Source organism: Herbaspirillum camelliae (assembly GCF_001929405.1).
GTDB lineage: Bacteria > Pseudomonadota > Gammaproteobacteria > Burkholderiales > Burkholderiaceae_D > Herbaspirillum > Herbaspirillum seropedicae.
On record NZ_KV880769.1, the window covers coordinates 1,385,511 to 1,400,510 of the forward strand.

At 64.0% G+C, this 15,000-nt stretch carries 13 protein-coding genes; 2 read left to right on the plus strand and 11 right to left on the minus strand.

The window, feature by feature from the left end:
* Positions 1–10: 10 nt before the first annotated feature.
* Positions 11–1,471, plus strand: a complete 1,461-nt coding sequence (gatB, locus tag BGK68_RS06245; RefSeq protein ID WP_075256359.1) for an Asp-tRNA(Asn)/Glu-tRNA(Gln) amidotransferase subunit GatB — start codon at positions 11–13, stop codon at positions 1,469–1,471.
* 72 nt (positions 1,472–1,543) lie between these two features.
* On the opposite strand, the gene BGK68_RS06250 is transcribed toward gatB, so the two are convergent.
* On the minus strand, positions 1,544–2,434 hold the full coding sequence (locus BGK68_RS06250; RefSeq protein WP_143432961.1) for a cupin-like domain-containing protein: 891 nt from the start codon (positions 2,432–2,434) through the stop codon (positions 1,544–1,546).
* Positions 2,435–2,563: 129 nt separating this feature from the next.
* On the opposite strand from BGK68_RS06250, the gene BGK68_RS06255 reads away from it, so the two are divergent.
* Entirely contained in the window at positions 2,564–3,454 is an 891-nt protein-coding gene (locus tag BGK68_RS06255) for a TauD/TfdA dioxygenase family protein (RefSeq protein WP_075256361.1), read from the plus strand.
* On the opposite strand, the gene BGK68_RS06260 is transcribed toward BGK68_RS06255, so the two are convergent.
* From BGK68_RS06260 to BGK68_RS06305, 10 genes are all read right to left on the minus strand, one after another.
* Positions 3,418–5,019, minus strand: a complete 1,602-nt coding sequence (locus tag BGK68_RS06260; protein WP_075256362.1) for a methyl-accepting chemotaxis protein — start codon at positions 5,017–5,019, stop codon at positions 3,418–3,420. The genes BGK68_RS06255 and BGK68_RS06260 overlap by 37 nt on opposite strands.
* Before the next feature lie 195 nt (positions 5,020–5,214).
* Complete coding sequence (locus BGK68_RS06265; RefSeq protein ID WP_075256363.1) at positions 5,215–6,726, minus strand: M81 family metallopeptidase; 1,512 nt, start codon at positions 6,724–6,726, stop codon at positions 5,215–5,217.
* A gap of 26 nt (positions 6,727–6,752) precedes the next feature.
* Complete coding sequence (locus tag BGK68_RS06270; RefSeq protein WP_075256364.1) at positions 6,753–8,012, minus strand: Zn-dependent hydrolase; 1,260 nt, start codon at positions 8,010–8,012, stop codon at positions 6,753–6,755.
* 168 nt (positions 8,013–8,180) lie between these two features.
* Positions 8,181–8,885 carry an ABC transporter ATP-binding protein gene (locus BGK68_RS06275; RefSeq protein WP_075256365.1) on the minus strand — a complete coding sequence of 235 codons (705 nt, stop codon included), beginning with the start codon at positions 8,883–8,885 and terminating at the stop codon, positions 8,181–8,183.
* On the minus strand, positions 8,882–9,649 hold the full coding sequence (locus BGK68_RS06280) for an ABC transporter ATP-binding protein (RefSeq protein ID WP_075256366.1): 768 nt from the start codon (positions 9,647–9,649) through the stop codon (positions 8,882–8,884). Before BGK68_RS06280 ends, BGK68_RS06275 begins: the two co-directional genes overlap by 4 nt.
* Complete coding sequence (locus BGK68_RS06285; RefSeq protein WP_075256367.1) at positions 9,646–10,644, minus strand: branched-chain amino acid ABC transporter permease; 999 nt, start codon at positions 10,642–10,644, stop codon at positions 9,646–9,648. Before BGK68_RS06285 ends, BGK68_RS06280 begins: the two co-directional genes overlap by 4 nt.
* 32 nt (positions 10,645–10,676) lie before the next feature.
* Positions 10,677–11,543: a branched-chain amino acid ABC transporter permease gene (locus BGK68_RS06290; RefSeq protein ID WP_075256368.1), complete on the minus strand. Its 867-nt coding sequence runs from the start codon at positions 11,541–11,543 to the stop codon at positions 10,677–10,679.
* 171 nt (positions 11,544–11,714) lie between these two features.
* Positions 11,715–12,908 carry an ABC transporter substrate-binding protein gene (locus BGK68_RS06295; protein ID WP_083657738.1) on the minus strand — a complete coding sequence of 398 codons (1,194 nt, stop codon included), beginning with the start codon at positions 12,906–12,908 and terminating at the stop codon, positions 11,715–11,717.
* Between the two features lie 109 nt (positions 12,909–13,017).
* Positions 13,018–13,194: a hypothetical protein gene (locus BGK68_RS06300; RefSeq protein ID WP_233149245.1), complete on the minus strand. Its 177-nt coding sequence runs from the start codon at positions 13,192–13,194 to the stop codon at positions 13,018–13,020.
* A gap of 288 nt (positions 13,195–13,482) precedes the next feature.
* Positions 13,483–14,976 (minus strand): CoA-acylating methylmalonate-semialdehyde dehydrogenase, encoded by a 1,494-nt coding sequence (locus BGK68_RS06305; RefSeq protein WP_075256369.1) that lies wholly within the window; start codon positions 14,974–14,976, stop codon positions 13,483–13,485.
* Positions 14,977–15,000: the final 24 nt, after the last annotated feature.

Here is a 15,000-nt window from a genome sequence, read left to right on the forward strand (position 1 = left end):
GGACAACATCATGCAGTGGGAAGTCGTCATCGGCCTCGAAACGCACACGCAGCTTTCGACCCAATCCAAGATATTCAGCGGCAGCTCGACCCGCTTCGGCGCTGAACCCAACACCCAGGCCAGCCCGGTGGACCTGGCTTTGCCGGGCGTGCTGCCGGTCCTCAACAAGGGCGCAGTGGAACGCGCCATCCAGTTCGGCCTGGCCATCGGCGCCACCATCGCGCCGCGCTCGATCTTTGCGCGCAAGAACTACTTCTATCCCGACCTGCCCAAGGGCTACCAGATCAGCCAGTTCGAGATCCCCGTGGTGCAAGGCGGCACCATGTCCTTCGCCGTCGAGAAGGACGGCAAGAGCGAGATCAAGACCATCAACCTGACCCGCGCCCACCTCGAAGAAGACGCCGGCAAGTCGCTGCACGAAGACTACCAGGGCATGACCGGCATCGACCTGAACCGCGCCGGTACCCCCTTGCTGGAAATCGTCACCGAACCCGAGATGCGCAGCGCCGCCGAAGCTGTCGGCTACGCCAAGGCCCTGCACTCGCTGGTGATGTGGCTGGGCATCTGCGACGGCAACATGCAGGAAGGCTCCTTCCGCTGCGACGCCAACGTTTCCGTGCGTCCGGTCGGCCAGGAAAAATTCGGCACCCGTTGCGAAATCAAGAACCTGAACTCCTTCCGCTTCCTGGAAGAGGCCATCAACTACGAAGTGCGCCGCCAGATCGAACTGATCGAAGATGGCGGCACCGTCGTGCAGGAGACCCGCCTCTACGATCCGGACAAGAAGGAAACCCGCTCCATGCGCAGCAAGGAAGATGCGCAGGACTACCGCTACTTCCCCGACCCCGACCTGCCGCCGCTGGCCATCTCGCAGGAGTGGATCGAGCGCGTCAAGGCCACCATGCCCGAGCTGCCCGCCGCCATGCGCGAGCGTTTCGTGGCCGAGTATGCGCTGCCGGAATACGACGCCATGGTGCTCACGCAATCCAAGGGCATGGCGTCCTACTTCGAAGCCGTGGTCGCGGCCGCCGGCAAGGAACAAGCCAAGCCGGCCGCCAACTGGCTGATGGGTGACGTCGCCTCCACGCTCAATCGTGAAGACACCGACATCGCCGATGCACCTGTCAAGGCCGCGCAACTGGCCCTGCTGTTGAAGCGCATCGCCGATGGCACCATCTCCAACAAGATCGCCAAGGAAGTCTTCGCCGGCATGTGGGAAGCCAGGTCCGACAAGGATTCCCTGGCCGATGACATCATCGAGGCCAAGGGCCTGAAGCAGATCTCCGACAGCGGTGCGCTGGAAGCCATCGTGGACCAGGTGCTGGCCGCCAATGAAAAGTCGGTCGCCGAATTCCGCGCCGGCAAGGAGCAAGCCATCAACGCCCTGATCGGCCAGGCCATGAAGGCCACCCGAGGCAAGGCCAACCCCGCGCAACTGACCGAATTGCTGCGCAAGAAGCTGAGCAGCTGACACCCAGCCTGAAGCGTTTCGCATGAGCCCCACGCATGGCAACAGGCGTGGGGTTTTTTCTTGGGCGCTCTTCTATGCGGACAAGACCAGTGGCCGCCCCCGCGCCCAGCGATTGCTGGAGAGCGAAAACGTCAGCGAACTGACCTGGTGGTACCAGCCCGCCGGGATGTAGAGCATTTCCCCAGGCTGCACTTCACAGCACACCAGCGCCGCCTGGCGGGCCAGCGGAAAGCGTTCCAGGTCGGGATGATCGGGATCGAAGGGCGAGCCGAACAGGATGGCGTTGGCTTCCTTGGGATAGAGATACTGGTCATGATGCGGCGGCGCCAACCAGACGCGCTTGCTGCCCCAGACCTGGGCAAAGACATTGTCGTCATAGTCGCAATGCAGCGGCGTGATGCAGCCGGCCGGACCGATCCAGAAACGCGGCGGGCCCATCTTGTCGAAGAAGTTGGGCCAATGACACAGCCGATTGAGTTCACGTAATTCCAGGTTACCGAGATAGGGCGGCAAGCCGCTCTCGTCGGCAGCGGCGCGCTCCAGGTAATCGAGCAGCGTCATGTCCTGCATGGCGCGGTCCGGTGCGAAGGCGGTGTTGATGTAGTCGCCCACGCGAGCCCGCACCGGCAAGTGGCCGAAGTGCTGGCGCAGGTCTGGCAGCGTCATCGCCGCCAGCGGCCAGCGGCTGGCCATGCCGGACATCAGGAAGGGCAGCCCGGCAGCAGCACGCTGGCGGAAGGCCGCCGTCTTCAGCGGCCCCGTGCGCGGGATGGCGGCCAGGGCCGGCAAGCCCGCGCTGGCCTCACGGATGGCCTGGCGCATCTCGGCCACCGAGCCCACGCCCCGTATCCGGGCATCGCGCTGGTCACGCGCCAGCTTGCGCGCGGCGGCCTGCTCCCGGTCCAGGGTGGCAAGATCGGGGCGCGGCGGGAGTGTGCGGGCGGGATGGTCGGGCTTGGTCATCGCGGTATTGTAGCGCCGGGGCGCCGCCGCAGAACGCATAAGGATATGCGTTCTTGTTCCTTGTCCGCCTGCCGCGGGGGGGAGTGTAATGGTGGCTTTCGCCATCCCTATCAGGACACAGGAGCCGCCATGTCGGCCGCCACGCTGGAACGCCCGCAAGATATCCATCAAGAGTTCGAGATCCATCGCTTCGACGCGCCGCTGGGCGCCGAAATCGTCGGCCTGGACTTGAACCTGCCGGTCTCGGCCGCAGAGCTGGCACGCATCCGCAAGGCTTTGGTCGAACACGGCGTGGTGGTCTTCCGTGATCAGCGCATCACGCCGCAGCAGCATATCGACTTCAGCCGCCGCTTCGGCCCGCTGCAGGTGCACGTGCTCAACCGCTTCCACCTGGCCGGCCATCCGGAAATCCTGATCGTCTCCAACGTCGTCGAAAACGGCAAGCCCATCGGCTTAGTCGATGCCGGCGCCGACTGGCACTCGGACCTGTCCTACATGCCCAAGCCCAGCCTGGGTGCGCTGCTGCACTCACAGGAACTGCCCGCCGAGCGCGGCGACACGCTGTACGCCAATACCGCCGCCGCCTGGGACAGCCTGCCAGCCGCCCTGAAGACCTTGCTCGAAGGCAAGCGCGCCGTGCATTCCTATGTCTACCGCTACGAACGCCTGCGCAAGCTCTCGCCCTGGCGCGCGCCATTGACCCAGCAGCAGATCGATGAAGTGCCGCCGGTGGAACACCCGGTGGTGATCACTCATCCAGAGAGTGGCCGCAAGATGCTCTTCGTCAGCGAAGGGTTTACCTCGCACATCATTGGCATCCCGCGCGATGAAAGCGATGCGTTGCTCAAGGAACTGCACGCCCACATCACCCGCCCCGAGAATGTCTACACTCACCGCTGGCAGCCGCATGACCTGGTGTTCTGGGACAACCGCAGCACCCAGCACTACGCCGCGATCACCCCGCAACACCTGCGCCGCACGCTCTACCGCACCACCGTCGAAGGCGACGTGCCGCGCTGAACGGCCACGGCCAGCACCTGCGCATCGTCCAGCAGGCGGAAGACGCTGACTGCATCGGTCAGCGAGGCCGCCTGGTCCTGCATGGAGCGCGCGGCAGCGGCAGCCTGTTCCACCAGTGCGGCGTTCTGCTGCGTGGTCTCGTCGATGTGGGTGATGGCCAGGTTCACCTGTTCGATGCCGTCACTCTGTTCCTGGCTGGCCAGCGTGATCTCGCGCACCACCTCGGTCACCCGCGCCACACTCTGCACCACTTCCTGCATGGTGTCGCCGGCCCGTGCCACCAGCCGGCTGCCATCGTCCACCTTTTCCACCGAGTCGTCGATCAACTGCTTGATCTCCTTGGCCGCCGAGGCCGAACGCTGCGCCAGCGAGCGCACTTCGGAAGCCACCACCGCAAAGCCGCGTCCCTGCTCACCGGCGCGGGCCGCTTCCACGGCCGCGTTGAGCGCCAGGATATTGGTCTGGAAAGCGATGCCATCGATGACCCCGATGATGTCGGCGATCTTCTGCGAAGAGGCATGAATGGCGCCCATGGTCGCCACCACCTGGTCCACCACCGCACCGCCCTGGGTCGCCACCTGCGAGGCCGAGGCCGCCAGCTCATTGGCCTGGCGGGCGTTGTCGGCGTTCTGCTTGACGGTGGAGGTCAGCTGTTCCATGGCCGAGGCGGTTTCTTCCAGCGAACCGGCCTGCGCCTCGGTACGCGCCGACAAGTCCAGGTTGCCGGTGGCGATCTCGCGTGAGGCCGTGTTGATGGTCTCGGTCCCCATCCGCACCCGGCCCACGATGTCGAGCAGGTTGCCATTCATGGTCTTGAGCGCGGCCAGCAATTTGCCGGTCTCGTCACGGCTGCTGCTGTCGATGCGGGAGGTGAGGTCGCCTGCGGCCACCGTCTCGGCGATGGTCACCGCCTGGTTCAGCGGCCGCGTGATGCTGCGCGTGAGCAGCCAGGCCAGCGCCGCCCCCAGCACGATCTCGATGGCGCCCAGCGCCAGCAGCATGCTGCGACCGGAACGGTAGTCGCGGTTGATCTCGGCGGCGGTCTGGTCGATCACCTGCTTCTGGAAATCGGCGTAGCGCAGCACGCTGTTGGCGTAATCGTCCATCATCTTGACCAGCGTGGTATCGGTCATCTCGCGTGCGCGGGCGTCGTCGCCAGCCGTCTTGACGTCGAAGATGCTCTGGCGCGTGGCCCGATAGGCCGCGCGCAGCTTGCCGACTTCATCGAAGAGCCGCTTTTCTTCGGCATCGGTGATGGCCGCCTCGACCTCCTTCTGCAACTGGCTGATCCTGGCCGACTGCGCATCGACCTGCTTCTGGAAGTATTCCTGGAAGGCGTCGTCGTCGCTCTTCATCACAGCGAAGGTGCGCACGCCGTTCTCCTTGATGGCCGCATGCCACTGCACGGCGTCGCGCTCCTTCTTCAGGGCGATGCGGGTCATGTCGTCGGTGGCGTCGCCGATGCTGCCCAGCCGCCACACCCCCAGGGCGACCATGACCGCCATCAACATCAGCAAGGCAATGAAGCCGATGGCCAGGCGTACGCCGATCTTGAGGTTTTTCATCTTGTCTCCCCTTGTGTGACGCGCCAGGCCATGGTGTTGAATTGTTGTGGGCGGAACCGGCGCAGGTGGCTGTTGCGATGGAAATCATCTTGCAGCCAGGTCAGCCTAACACAGCAATTGGATGATGCAGCACAACTCGGGAAGACCCTGAGGAGACTGTTGTATTCGGGCAAACTGTCCAATGGCTCAAGCGGCTCAAGCGCCCGCGCCGCCCTCCCAGTGCATGTCCGTATCGAGCGGATAGATCGGCCGGCGCACCTTCTTGATCGGGAACAGCCGGAAATTGGCGCTGGTCGGCCCGCCGCTATCCGAATCGCATTCCACCAGCGCACGGCTGATGGGCGCGAAGACCGGACGGCAATACATGCGCGACTTCAGGATCAGGAAGGATTGCTGCGCCGGGTCCAGGCCCAGGCTGGTGAACACGCCCAGGTCATAAGGCTCGACCCGTTCCTCGGTGATGACGATGCGCGCCGCGCCGATATCGAAGAGCACGCTGCGCCCCATCTGCAAGGTCGATCCGGTATAGATCGGCCCGGTCACCGTGAAGCGGCCATCGGTGATGGCCACTACCTTGCCGGTATAGACCGGCGGCGTCTTGGTGATGCCCTGGGCCGCCAGATCCACCTTGTTGCCCACGGCCAACGTGACGGTTGCCCCGATACCCGCCTCGACCAATTGCGCCACCGCCTCGGGGTCGCTCAGCGGTCCGACCGCGATGCCTTCCAGCCCTTCCTGCAGCGCCGCCTCCAGCACGTCCATGGTGTTGCAGGTGCCGCCGGACATGACGTTGTCGCTATGGTCCAGCAGCAGCACCGGCCCCTGGCCCGGCCCTTGGCTCAATTGCCGGGCCTGCGCCAGCGACGCTGCCAACGGTGGGCTGTGATAGACGAAGTCGGCGCGCTCGGCCCAGATCTGCCGCGCGATACGCGCTGCCACCGCATCGGCCTGCACCGCATCATTCTCGGTCACCACCACCACCGACATGCCGGCATCGCGGAAGTCCGACAAGGGAAACCCCGCCAACACCGACACCGCCAGCACGCCCGGCTCCTGCTCGGCGGCCTTGGCCGCTTCCACGGCGCGCTGCATGGCCGAGGCCGAGGTATTGCTGGTCAGCGTGGCCGACAGCACCGGCACCTGGCGCCAGGCCATGCGCGGCTGCGAGCGCCCGCGCAGCCGCGCCAGCAGCAGGCGGCCGGCGTGCTCGCCGGTCTCGAACATGTCGATGTGCGGATAGGTCTTGAAGCTGACGATGACATCGGCATGCGTCACCATCTTCTGCGTGACATTGCCATGCAGATCCAGCGCCACCGCCATGGGCGTATGCGGGGCGATACGGCGGATGCGTTCCAGCAGCGCCCCTTCGCCGTCCTCGGCGTTCTCGGCCACCATCGCGCCGTGCAGGTCCAGCAGGATGGCGTCGCACCCCTGCTCGATGGCGCGCACGATGGCGTCGCACATCAGCGTATAGGCATCGGCCGCCACTGCCGCGCTGGGATTGGCCCAGGCGGCCAGCGGCGTGACGATCTCCACACCGGCTTGCTCGGCCAGTTCCAGGAAAGCGCCCATGGCGGTGCGCGCGCCCTTCTGGTCACGATAGGCGGCGTCGTCCCATTGCGGGGCGAAAGCTTCAAGGGGCGTGGGAATCGGCGAGAAGGTATTGGTCTCGTCATTCATGCGTGCAATGACGAATTTCGGTTTCATGATCAGTTTCCTGCATTAATCACCAATTACGCGCTGACTACGCCTGCGCTGGCCAGCATGGCCTGCAACAGCACGTTGCAACCGGCTTCCAGGTGCTCCGGGCGGGCGTCTTCGATCTCGTTGTGGGAAACCCCATCCTTGCAAGGCACGAAGATCATTCCCGCCGGTGCCAGACGCGCAGCATAGATGGCGTCATGCCCGGCGCCGGAGACCACGTCCATGGTCTTGTAGCCGAGCGTCGCCGAGGCGGCGCGCACATTGTCCACGCAATCTGGATCGAAGGGGCAGGGCGGGAAGTAGGACACCCGTTCCAGTTCGATGGACAGCCCCGTCTTCTTGCGCATCGCCTCCAGATAGGCCAGCAGGTCTTCATGCATGCGGGTCAGTGATACCTCGCTGACATTGCGCAGGTCGATGGAGAATTTCACCTGCCCCGGAATCACGTTGCGGCTGTTGGGCATCACCTGCACCTGGCCCACCGTGCCGCGTCCATACGGCGCATAGCGGTGGGCGATGGCCACCACCTCCTGCATGATGTAGGTCGAGACCTGCAGTGCATCCTTGCGGATTTCCATGGGCGTGGGCCCGGCATGCGATTCAAAACCGGTCACCGTGCAGTCGTACCAGGACAGCCCCAGCACCGCCGGCACCACGCCGATGACGGTATCGGCATTTTCCAGCACTGGCCCCTGCTCGATGTGCGCCTCGTAATACGCCCCGATGGGGTGGTCGCCGCAGACCTGGTCGCCGATATAGCCGATGCGCTCCAGTTCGTCGCGTACCTTCTTGCCCTCGACATCGGTGGCGTTGTAGGCATGGTCCAGCGTGAAGGCGCCGCAGAAGACACCGGAGCCCATCATCACCGGTACGAAGCGCGAACCCTCTTCATTGGTCCACACCGCCACCTCGATCGGGGCCTCGGTCTGGATGTTGTGTTGATTCAGCGTACGCACCACTTCGATGCCGGCGAGCACGCCGTAGTTGCCGTCGAACTTGCCGCCGGTCGGCTGGGTATCGATGTGCGAGCCCGTCATCACCGGGGGCAATGCATTGTTGCGACCGGGGCGGCGCATGAAGATGTTGCCGATCTGGTCTACCACCACGCTCATGCCTTCGGCGCGCGCCCAGGCGCTCACCAGGTCGCGTCCCTGCTTGTCCAGGTCGGTCAGGGCCAGGCGGCACACGCCACCCTTGGCAGTGGCGCCGATGCGGGCCAGTTCCATCAGCGAGTCCCACAGGCGTGCGCCGTCGATGCGCAGGGTAGAGATTTGGGTGTTCATGTCCATCTTTGATTCCTTGTTTGGTTTTGGCGTCGGCGATCCTTCGATACGGCCTGCGGCCTGCTCAGGACGAACGGGAGGATGGGCATCCATCACTGCGTTGGCAGAACCATCTCCAACCCGTTCGACCTGAGTAGCCGCGCAGCGGCGTATCGAAGGACACACCGTCCTCACTCATGCCGCCAGATTCACCCCCAGATAACGGTCCTTCACACCTTCATCAGCCAGGAACTCGGCATTGCTGCCGCGATAGACGATGCGCCCCTGTTCGACGATGTAATGCCGGTCCGCCAGCTGCGTACACACTTCCAGATTCTGTTCCACCAGGATGATGGACATCCCGGTGGCCTTGATCTGCCGGATCTGCGCCACGATCTCGTCCACGATCACCGGGGCCAGGCCTTCGACGGGCTCGTCCAGCATCAGTACGCGCGGATGCGTCATCAGCGCACGCGCAATGGCCAGCATCTGCTGCTCGCCGCCCGACAGCTGGCCGCCGCCATTTCTGCGACGCTCCTTCAGGCGCGGAAAGATGGCATAGATCTCTTCCAGCCCCCAGGCCGATTCCTTGCGCGCGGCCATGGTCAGGTTCTCTTCCACCGTCAGCAGCTTGAAGATGCCGCGATGCTCCGGCACCAGGCACACGCCGCGTGCGGCGATCTTGTAGGAAGGCAGGCCGCTGATGAGCTGGCCTTCGAAGAGCACCCGGCCCTGGACCGGCGGCACCACGCCGACGATGCTCTTCAAGGTCGTGGTCTTGCCCGCGCCATTGCGGCCCAGCAGCGTCACCACCTCACCCTTATCGACCTGCAGCGACACGCCCTGCAGGATGTGGCTCTTGCCATAGTAGCCGTGAACGTCTTCCACTTGCAGGATCATGCTCGGCCTCCGGTGATCATGCTGCCGAGGTAGGCCCGGCGCACGCGTTCATCGCTGCGGATCTCGGCCGGCTTGCCCTGCGCCAGGATCTGGCCCAGCTGCATCACCGTGATGCGGTCCGAGATATCCATCACGATATCCATGTTGTGTTCGATCAGCACCACCGTATAGTCGCGCCGCAAGCCGTGGATGAGCTGCTTCATCTCGGCGATGTCGTCGATGCCCATGCCCGAGGTCGGCTCGTCCAGGAAGATCACCTTGGGGCGTCCGGCCATGGCCATGCCCACTTCCAGCCGCCGTTGCTGGCCATGCGAGAGTTCGGCGCAGGCGCGCTGCGCCACGGCCTGCAGCGACAGCCGCGCCAGCAGTTCATCGGCCAGCGCGCAGGCGGCGCTGAACTGTTCGGCACGCTTCCAGGGATTGAGCGCGGCCAGTGGCGCGCGTCCTTGCGCCGCCAGGCGCAGGTTTTCACGCACGCTCAGGTTGGGAAACAGACTGGTCACCTGGAAGGAGCGCGCCAGTCCCTTCTGTACCCGGCGATTGCCCGGCAGGTGCGCCACTTCTTCGCCCTCGACCAGGATGCTGCCCTCGGTGATGGGCGTGGTGCCGGTCAGCGTATGGAACAGCGTGGTCTTGCCCGCGCCATTGGGACCGATCACCGAATGCACGGTGCCGGCCTCGATGTCGAGCGTGATGCCGTTGACAGCGGTGAACTTGCCGTAACGCTTGGTCACGTTCACCGCTTGCAGGATGGGGCGGCTCATGAGTGCTTCTCCTTGGTCACGGTAGCGGCCTGTGCCGATGCGTCCTTGTTGCCGCGCACGGCGTCGATGATCTTCATGGCCAGACCGAACAGGCCCTTCTGCATGTACAGACTCACCGCAATGAGCAGCAACCCCAGCAGCATCAGCCAGCGCGGCCACAGCGTGGAGAGCCAGTTGCCCACCAGCACATAGAAGCTCGCTCCCAGCACGGAAGCAAACAGGTTGCCGGTACCGCCGATGACGGTCATCACCAGGATGGCCTCGCTGGTGTGGTACTCGATGTTGGACAGCGGTGCGACACCCGTCATCATCGCGTGCAGCCCACCGGCCAGGCCCGTCACTGCACCCGAGATGACGAAGGCCGCCAGCTTCAGCAGCCGCACGTCATACCCCAGCGCCGAGGCGCGCGCCTCGTTCTCGCGCACCGCCAGCAGCGTCTTGCCCAGCACCGAATCGACCACCCGCTGCAACAGCCAGAACACCAGCACGAACAGGATGGCCACCACCGTGTAGTACTGCCAGGACGACTTGGTCGGCAAGAGCGTCAGCCCGAACAGCGCCAGCGGCGGACGCGGGATATCCAGCAGGCCGTTGTCGCCGCCGGTGACGTCCTTCATCGTATAGGCCAGGAAGTAAAACATCTGGGCAAAGGCCAGCGTGAGCATGACGAAGTAGGTGCCGCGCTGGCGGATCGAGAACCAGCCCACCAGCAGCGCCACCAGCGCGCCACCGAGGGCCGCCAGCGCCAGCGCCGGCAAGAGCGCCAGCTTCAACTGCAGCAGCACCACCCCGGCGGTATAGCTGCCCACCCCAAAGAAGATGCCCTGGCCGAAGGACATCAACCCGGTATAGCCCAGCAGCAGGTTGCAGCCCAGCGCCGCCAGCGCGAACACCAGCACTTCGGTGGCCAGCGTGCCCGAGGGCAGCAGCAGCGGCAGCAACAGCGCGACGGCGGCGGCCAGCAGGGTGTAACGGAAATGCGCAATCTGTTTCATGGAAACCTCTGTGCAGAAAAGGTCAAAGCGCGTCAGGCCGCGCCGGGACGGCCGAGCAGGCCATTCGGGCGCAGCAGCATCACGGCGGCCATGGCGACATAGATCATCAGGTGCGCGCCCTCGGACCAGACCGTGCTCATCACGCTCTGCACGATGCCGACCAAGATGCCGCCGATGAGCGCCCCCCAGAAGCTGCCCAACCCGCCGATGACCACCACCACGAAGGCAATGCCCAGCGCTTCCACGCCCATGAAGGGATCGGCCCCGCGTATGGGCGCAGCCAGTGCACCGGCAAGCCCTGCGGTGGCCGCGCCCAGCGCGAAGACCAGGCTGAAGATGCGGTTGATGTTCAGGCCCAGCAGCGACACCATCTCGGTCGATTCCGAGCCGGCGCGCACGATCGAGCCCAGCCGCGTCCCCTCCAGCACCCACCACAGCAGCAGCGCCATCACGGCGGTCAGGCCGATGACGAAGAGACGATACTTGGGATAGACCAAGCCGCCCCACATCACCACGCCCTGCAGCAGATCCGGCGGCGCGACATTGTTGCCCAGCGGTCCCCAGGCCGAGATCACCGCTTCCTGGATCACCAGCGCCAGGCCCACCGTGAAGAGGATGTGGAAGTGATGCGGCAGCGCATACACGTGGCGCAGCACGAAGCGCTCCACGATCCAGGCGAACAGGCCCACGGCGACGGGTGCAATGAGCAGCGACCACCAGAAATCGAAGCCGCGACTGGTGGCCTCGTAACAGAGATAAGCGCCCAGCAGGAAAAAGGCGCCATGCGAGAAATTGACAAAGCGCAGCAGGCCGAAGACGATCGACAGGCCCACCGCCAGCAGGAAGTAGAGCATGCCGATGCCCACGCCATTGGCGATCTGCAGCAGATAGATGTTCATGGAACCTCGTGACAAAGATGCTTTTTCCTTGGCCGTTCGTCCTGAGTAGCCGCGTCAGCGGCGTATCGAAGGCGTGGCTCCCGTTGTGTAGGCCACAGCGCCTTCGATACGCCCCTGCGGGGCTACTCAGTCCGAACGGAGACAGGTGTGCCGAACCTCAGCACCGCCCCATCACAGCTTGCACTGCGTTTTCTCCAACGGCAGGAAGGACTTGCCGGAGGAAACGATATCCGCATAGTCATTCTTGTTGGCCATCTTCGCCTTGGCCTTGCCCTTGAGCAGGTAGTAGTTCTTGATGAGCTGGTGGTCGCCCTTGCGGATTTCCTCGCTGCCGGTCAGCCCCTCGTACTTCATGCCTTCCATGGCCGCGATCACCGCCTTGGGATCGGTGCTGTTGGCCTTGATGATGGCGTCCAGGATGATCTTGGTACAGATGTAGGAACCGGCCAGGCTGTAGTTGGGATCGATCTTGAGGTTGTCGTTGACCAGCTTGACGAATTCCTTGTTGAAGGGCGCATCGATGGCGTGCCAGTACTGCGCACCGAAGTAGACGCCATCGCAGATGTCCGCCCCCAGCGTCTCGAACTGTTCCAGCCCCGAGGCCCAGGCCATGAGGATGGTGCAGTTGTTCTTCATGCCGAAGCTGACTGCCTGGCGCAGCGTGTCCGAGGATTGCGAACCGAAGTTCAGCAGCAGCAGCACGTCCGGCTTGGCCGCAATGGCATTGGTGAGATAGCCGGAGAATTCCTTTTCGGTCAGCGAGTGGTAGCTGTTGCCCACATGCTCGATGCCCTTTTCCTTGAAGATGTTCTTGGCCGCCGACAGCAAGCCTTCGCCGAACACGTATTGCGGCGTGATGGTGTACCAGCGCTTGGCGTTGGGCATCTTTTCCAGCAGCGGACGCACGGTCTGTTCAATCGCCCCGAAGGTCGGCACCGACCAGCGGAAGGTGGCGCGGTTGCAATCGCTGCCGGTGATCTCATCGGCCCCGGCGGTGGTGATGAAGACCGCGCCGGCCTTGTCGGCTTCCTTGCCCATGGCCAGCGCCTCGCCGGAGAGGATGCCGCCGGCGAAGAAGCGCGTGCCCTTCTCGATGCTCTCCTGCATCTTGCGCACGGCGGTGGCCGGCTTGCCTTCGGTGTCGAGGTTGACGTAGCTGGTGCTCTTGCCCAGCACCTTGCCGTATTTCTGCAGGGCCAGCTTCATGCCCATGTCGGCGAACTTGCCATTGGCGGCGAAAGGCCCCGACATCGGCACCGGACAGCCGAAGGCAATGCTCTCGGCCTGGGCGAAGACATCGTGGTAGCTCAATGCACCGGGTGCGGCCAGGGCGGACAGTTTCAGGAAATTGCGACGGCTGATCATGCTTGTTTCTCCCTCAAGGCGAATGATTGAAAGATGACATCCAAGGAAATGCGCAACACTGCATTACTGCCCGTCAACGCAAGTTCCATGCCTGTGTCCTCCCAAAAAATTAGGAAAGCAGGGCATGGATGGATTGCATGGACGTGTGAAATCCTCCGCCACGAACGAGCGGAAAAGCATCGATCAACAGGGCCGCACTGTCTTGCGCAAGCGCCGCAAGCCAGCACGTGATGATGAAAAAACGCTGCAGCAGCGCGCCTTTGTGCTGCATGGCGTGAGCCATCATGGGCTCCTCCTGCCGCTCCGAAGAGCGTGTCTCCAAATGTGGGCTTGCCGTTCTCCCGTGCTGCCGGTGTGTCTCCACCGGTCGTCCACGACGGTCTGGTTTTCTAAGTTTTCTTGCTTTTGGTGCAGGTCTTCTATCTACTTCCTGCGTGCTGGGACAGATGATGTCTTCTGCACCGCGCCTGACCTTTTCTGCACCAGCAAGATGATGGCCATGTTCTGGCCAGGTCCTTCATCATACTCACCCGAAAAGAAAAACGGCATGAAAACTTCATGCCGTTGATCCTGTTTATTTCATCTGCGGGAACGCAAATTCTGCCCCGGCGCTGGCCGTATTGGGCCAGCGCTGCATCACCGCCTTGGCCCGGGTGTAGAAGCGCACCCCCTCTGGTCCGTACATGTGATGGTCGCCGAAGAGACTGCGCTTCCAGCCGCCAAAGCTGCTGAAGGCCATCGGCACCGGCAAGGGCACGTTGACTCCGACCATACCCACTTCGATCTGGCGCACGAACTCACGCGCCACTCCGCCATCACGGGTATAGACCGCCACGCCATTGCCATACTCGTGCGCATTGATCAGTTCCACCGCGCTGGCGATGTCCGGGCAGCGCAGCACGCACAGCACCGGGCCAAAGATCTCTTCCTTGTACACCGTCATTTCCGGCGTGACGTGATCGAGCAGCGTGCCGCCGACGAAGAAACCCTTCTCGAAGCCCGGCACCTGGTAGCCGCGACCATCGACCACCAGCGTCGCGCCTTCTTCCACGCCACGCCCGATCAGCCCCTCGATGCGCTCCTTCGCCGCCGCCGTCACCACCGGTCCCATCTCAGCGCCGGCCGCCATGCCTTCGTTGATCTTCAGATTGCGTGCGCGCTCGGCCAGTGCGGCCACCAGTTCATCACCGGCGCTACCCACGGCCACTGCTACCGAGATCGCCATGCAGCGCTCGCCGGCCGAGCCGTAGGCCGCGCCCATCAAGGCATCCACTGCCAACTGCATGTCGGCGTCGGGCATGACCACCATGTGGTTCTTGGCGCCGCCCAGCGCCTGCACGCGCTTGCCCTTGGCCGAGCCACGGGCATAGATGTATTCCGCAATCGGGGTCGAGCCGACGAAGCTGATGGCCTTGACCTGCGGATGATCCAGCAGCGCATCCACGGTCACCTTGTCACCTTGCACGACGTTGAAAACGCCATCGGGCAGGCCGGCTTCCTTGAGCAGATCGGCGATCAGCAGCGACGCCGAGGGATCGCGCTCGGACGGCTTCAGCACGAAGCAGTTGCCGCAAGCAATGGCGATGGGGAACATCCACATCGGCACCATCGCCGGGAAGTTGAACGGCGTGATGCCGGCCACCACGCCCAGCGCCTGGCGCATCGACCAGGCGTCGATGCCGCGGGCGATCTGGTCGGTGTATTCACCCTTGAGCATCTGCGGAATGCCGGCGGCGAATTCGACGACCTCGATGCCGCGCGCCACTTCACCCTGGGCATCCGAGAAGGTCTTGCCATGCTCGCGCACGATGATGCGGGCGAAGTCATCGGCCCGTTGCTGGATCAGGTGCAGGAAGCGGAACAGCACGCGGGCGCGGGTCAGCGGCGGCGTGTTGGACCAGGCCGGGAAGGCGGCCACACCGGCCTTCACCGCCGCATCGACTTCGTCGCTCGTACCCAGGGCCACCTGCGCCACCGGCACGCCCTGGGCCGGGTTGAAGACATCGGCGTAGCGCCCGCTCCTGGTATCGACGCGCTGCCCGCCGATGTAGTGTGCAATCTTTTCCATGACTCTTTCTTGCGTAAATACGAA

Coding starts and splice junctions, on each gene's coding strand:
- gatB (WP_075256359.1), top strand. CDS start 11: ATGCAGTGGGAAGTCGTCATCGGCCTCGAAACGCACACGCAGCTTTCG.
- BGK68_RS06250 (WP_143432961.1), bottom strand. CDS start 2,434: ATGACCAAGCCCGACCATCCCGCCCGCACACTCCCGCCGCGCCCCGAT.
- BGK68_RS06255 (WP_075256361.1), top strand. CDS start 2,564: ATGTCGGCCGCCACGCTGGAACGCCCGCAAGATATCCATCAAGAGTTC.
- BGK68_RS06260 (WP_075256362.1), bottom strand. CDS start 5,019: ATGAAAAACCTCAAGATCGGCGTACGCCTGGCCATCGGCTTCATTGCC.
- BGK68_RS06265 (WP_075256363.1), bottom strand. CDS start 6,726: ATGAAACCGAAATTCGTCATTGCACGCATGAATGACGAGACCAATACC.
- BGK68_RS06270 (WP_075256364.1), bottom strand. CDS start 8,012: ATGGACATGAACACCCAAATCTCTACCCTGCGCATCGACGGCGCACGC.
- BGK68_RS06275 (WP_075256365.1), bottom strand. CDS start 8,885: ATGATCCTGCAAGTGGAAGACGTTCACGGCTACTATGGCAAGAGCCAC.
- BGK68_RS06280 (WP_075256366.1), bottom strand. CDS start 9,649: ATGAGCCGCCCCATCCTGCAAGCGGTGAACGTGACCAAGCGTTACGGC.
- BGK68_RS06285 (WP_075256367.1), bottom strand. CDS start 10,644: ATGAAACAGATTGCGCATTTCCGTTACACCCTGCTGGCCGCCGCCGTC.
- BGK68_RS06290 (WP_075256368.1), bottom strand. CDS start 11,543: ATGAACATCTATCTGCTGCAGATCGCCAATGGCGTGGGCATCGGCATG.
- BGK68_RS06295 (WP_083657738.1), bottom strand. CDS start 12,908: ATGATCAGCCGTCGCAATTTCCTGAAACTGTCCGCCCTGGCCGCACCC.
- BGK68_RS06300 (WP_233149245.1), bottom strand. CDS start 13,194: ATGATGGCTCACGCCATGCAGCACAAAGGCGCGCTGCTGCAGCGTTTT.
- BGK68_RS06305 (WP_075256369.1), bottom strand. CDS start 14,976: ATGGAAAAGATTGCACACTACATCGGCGGGCAGCGCGTCGATACCAGG.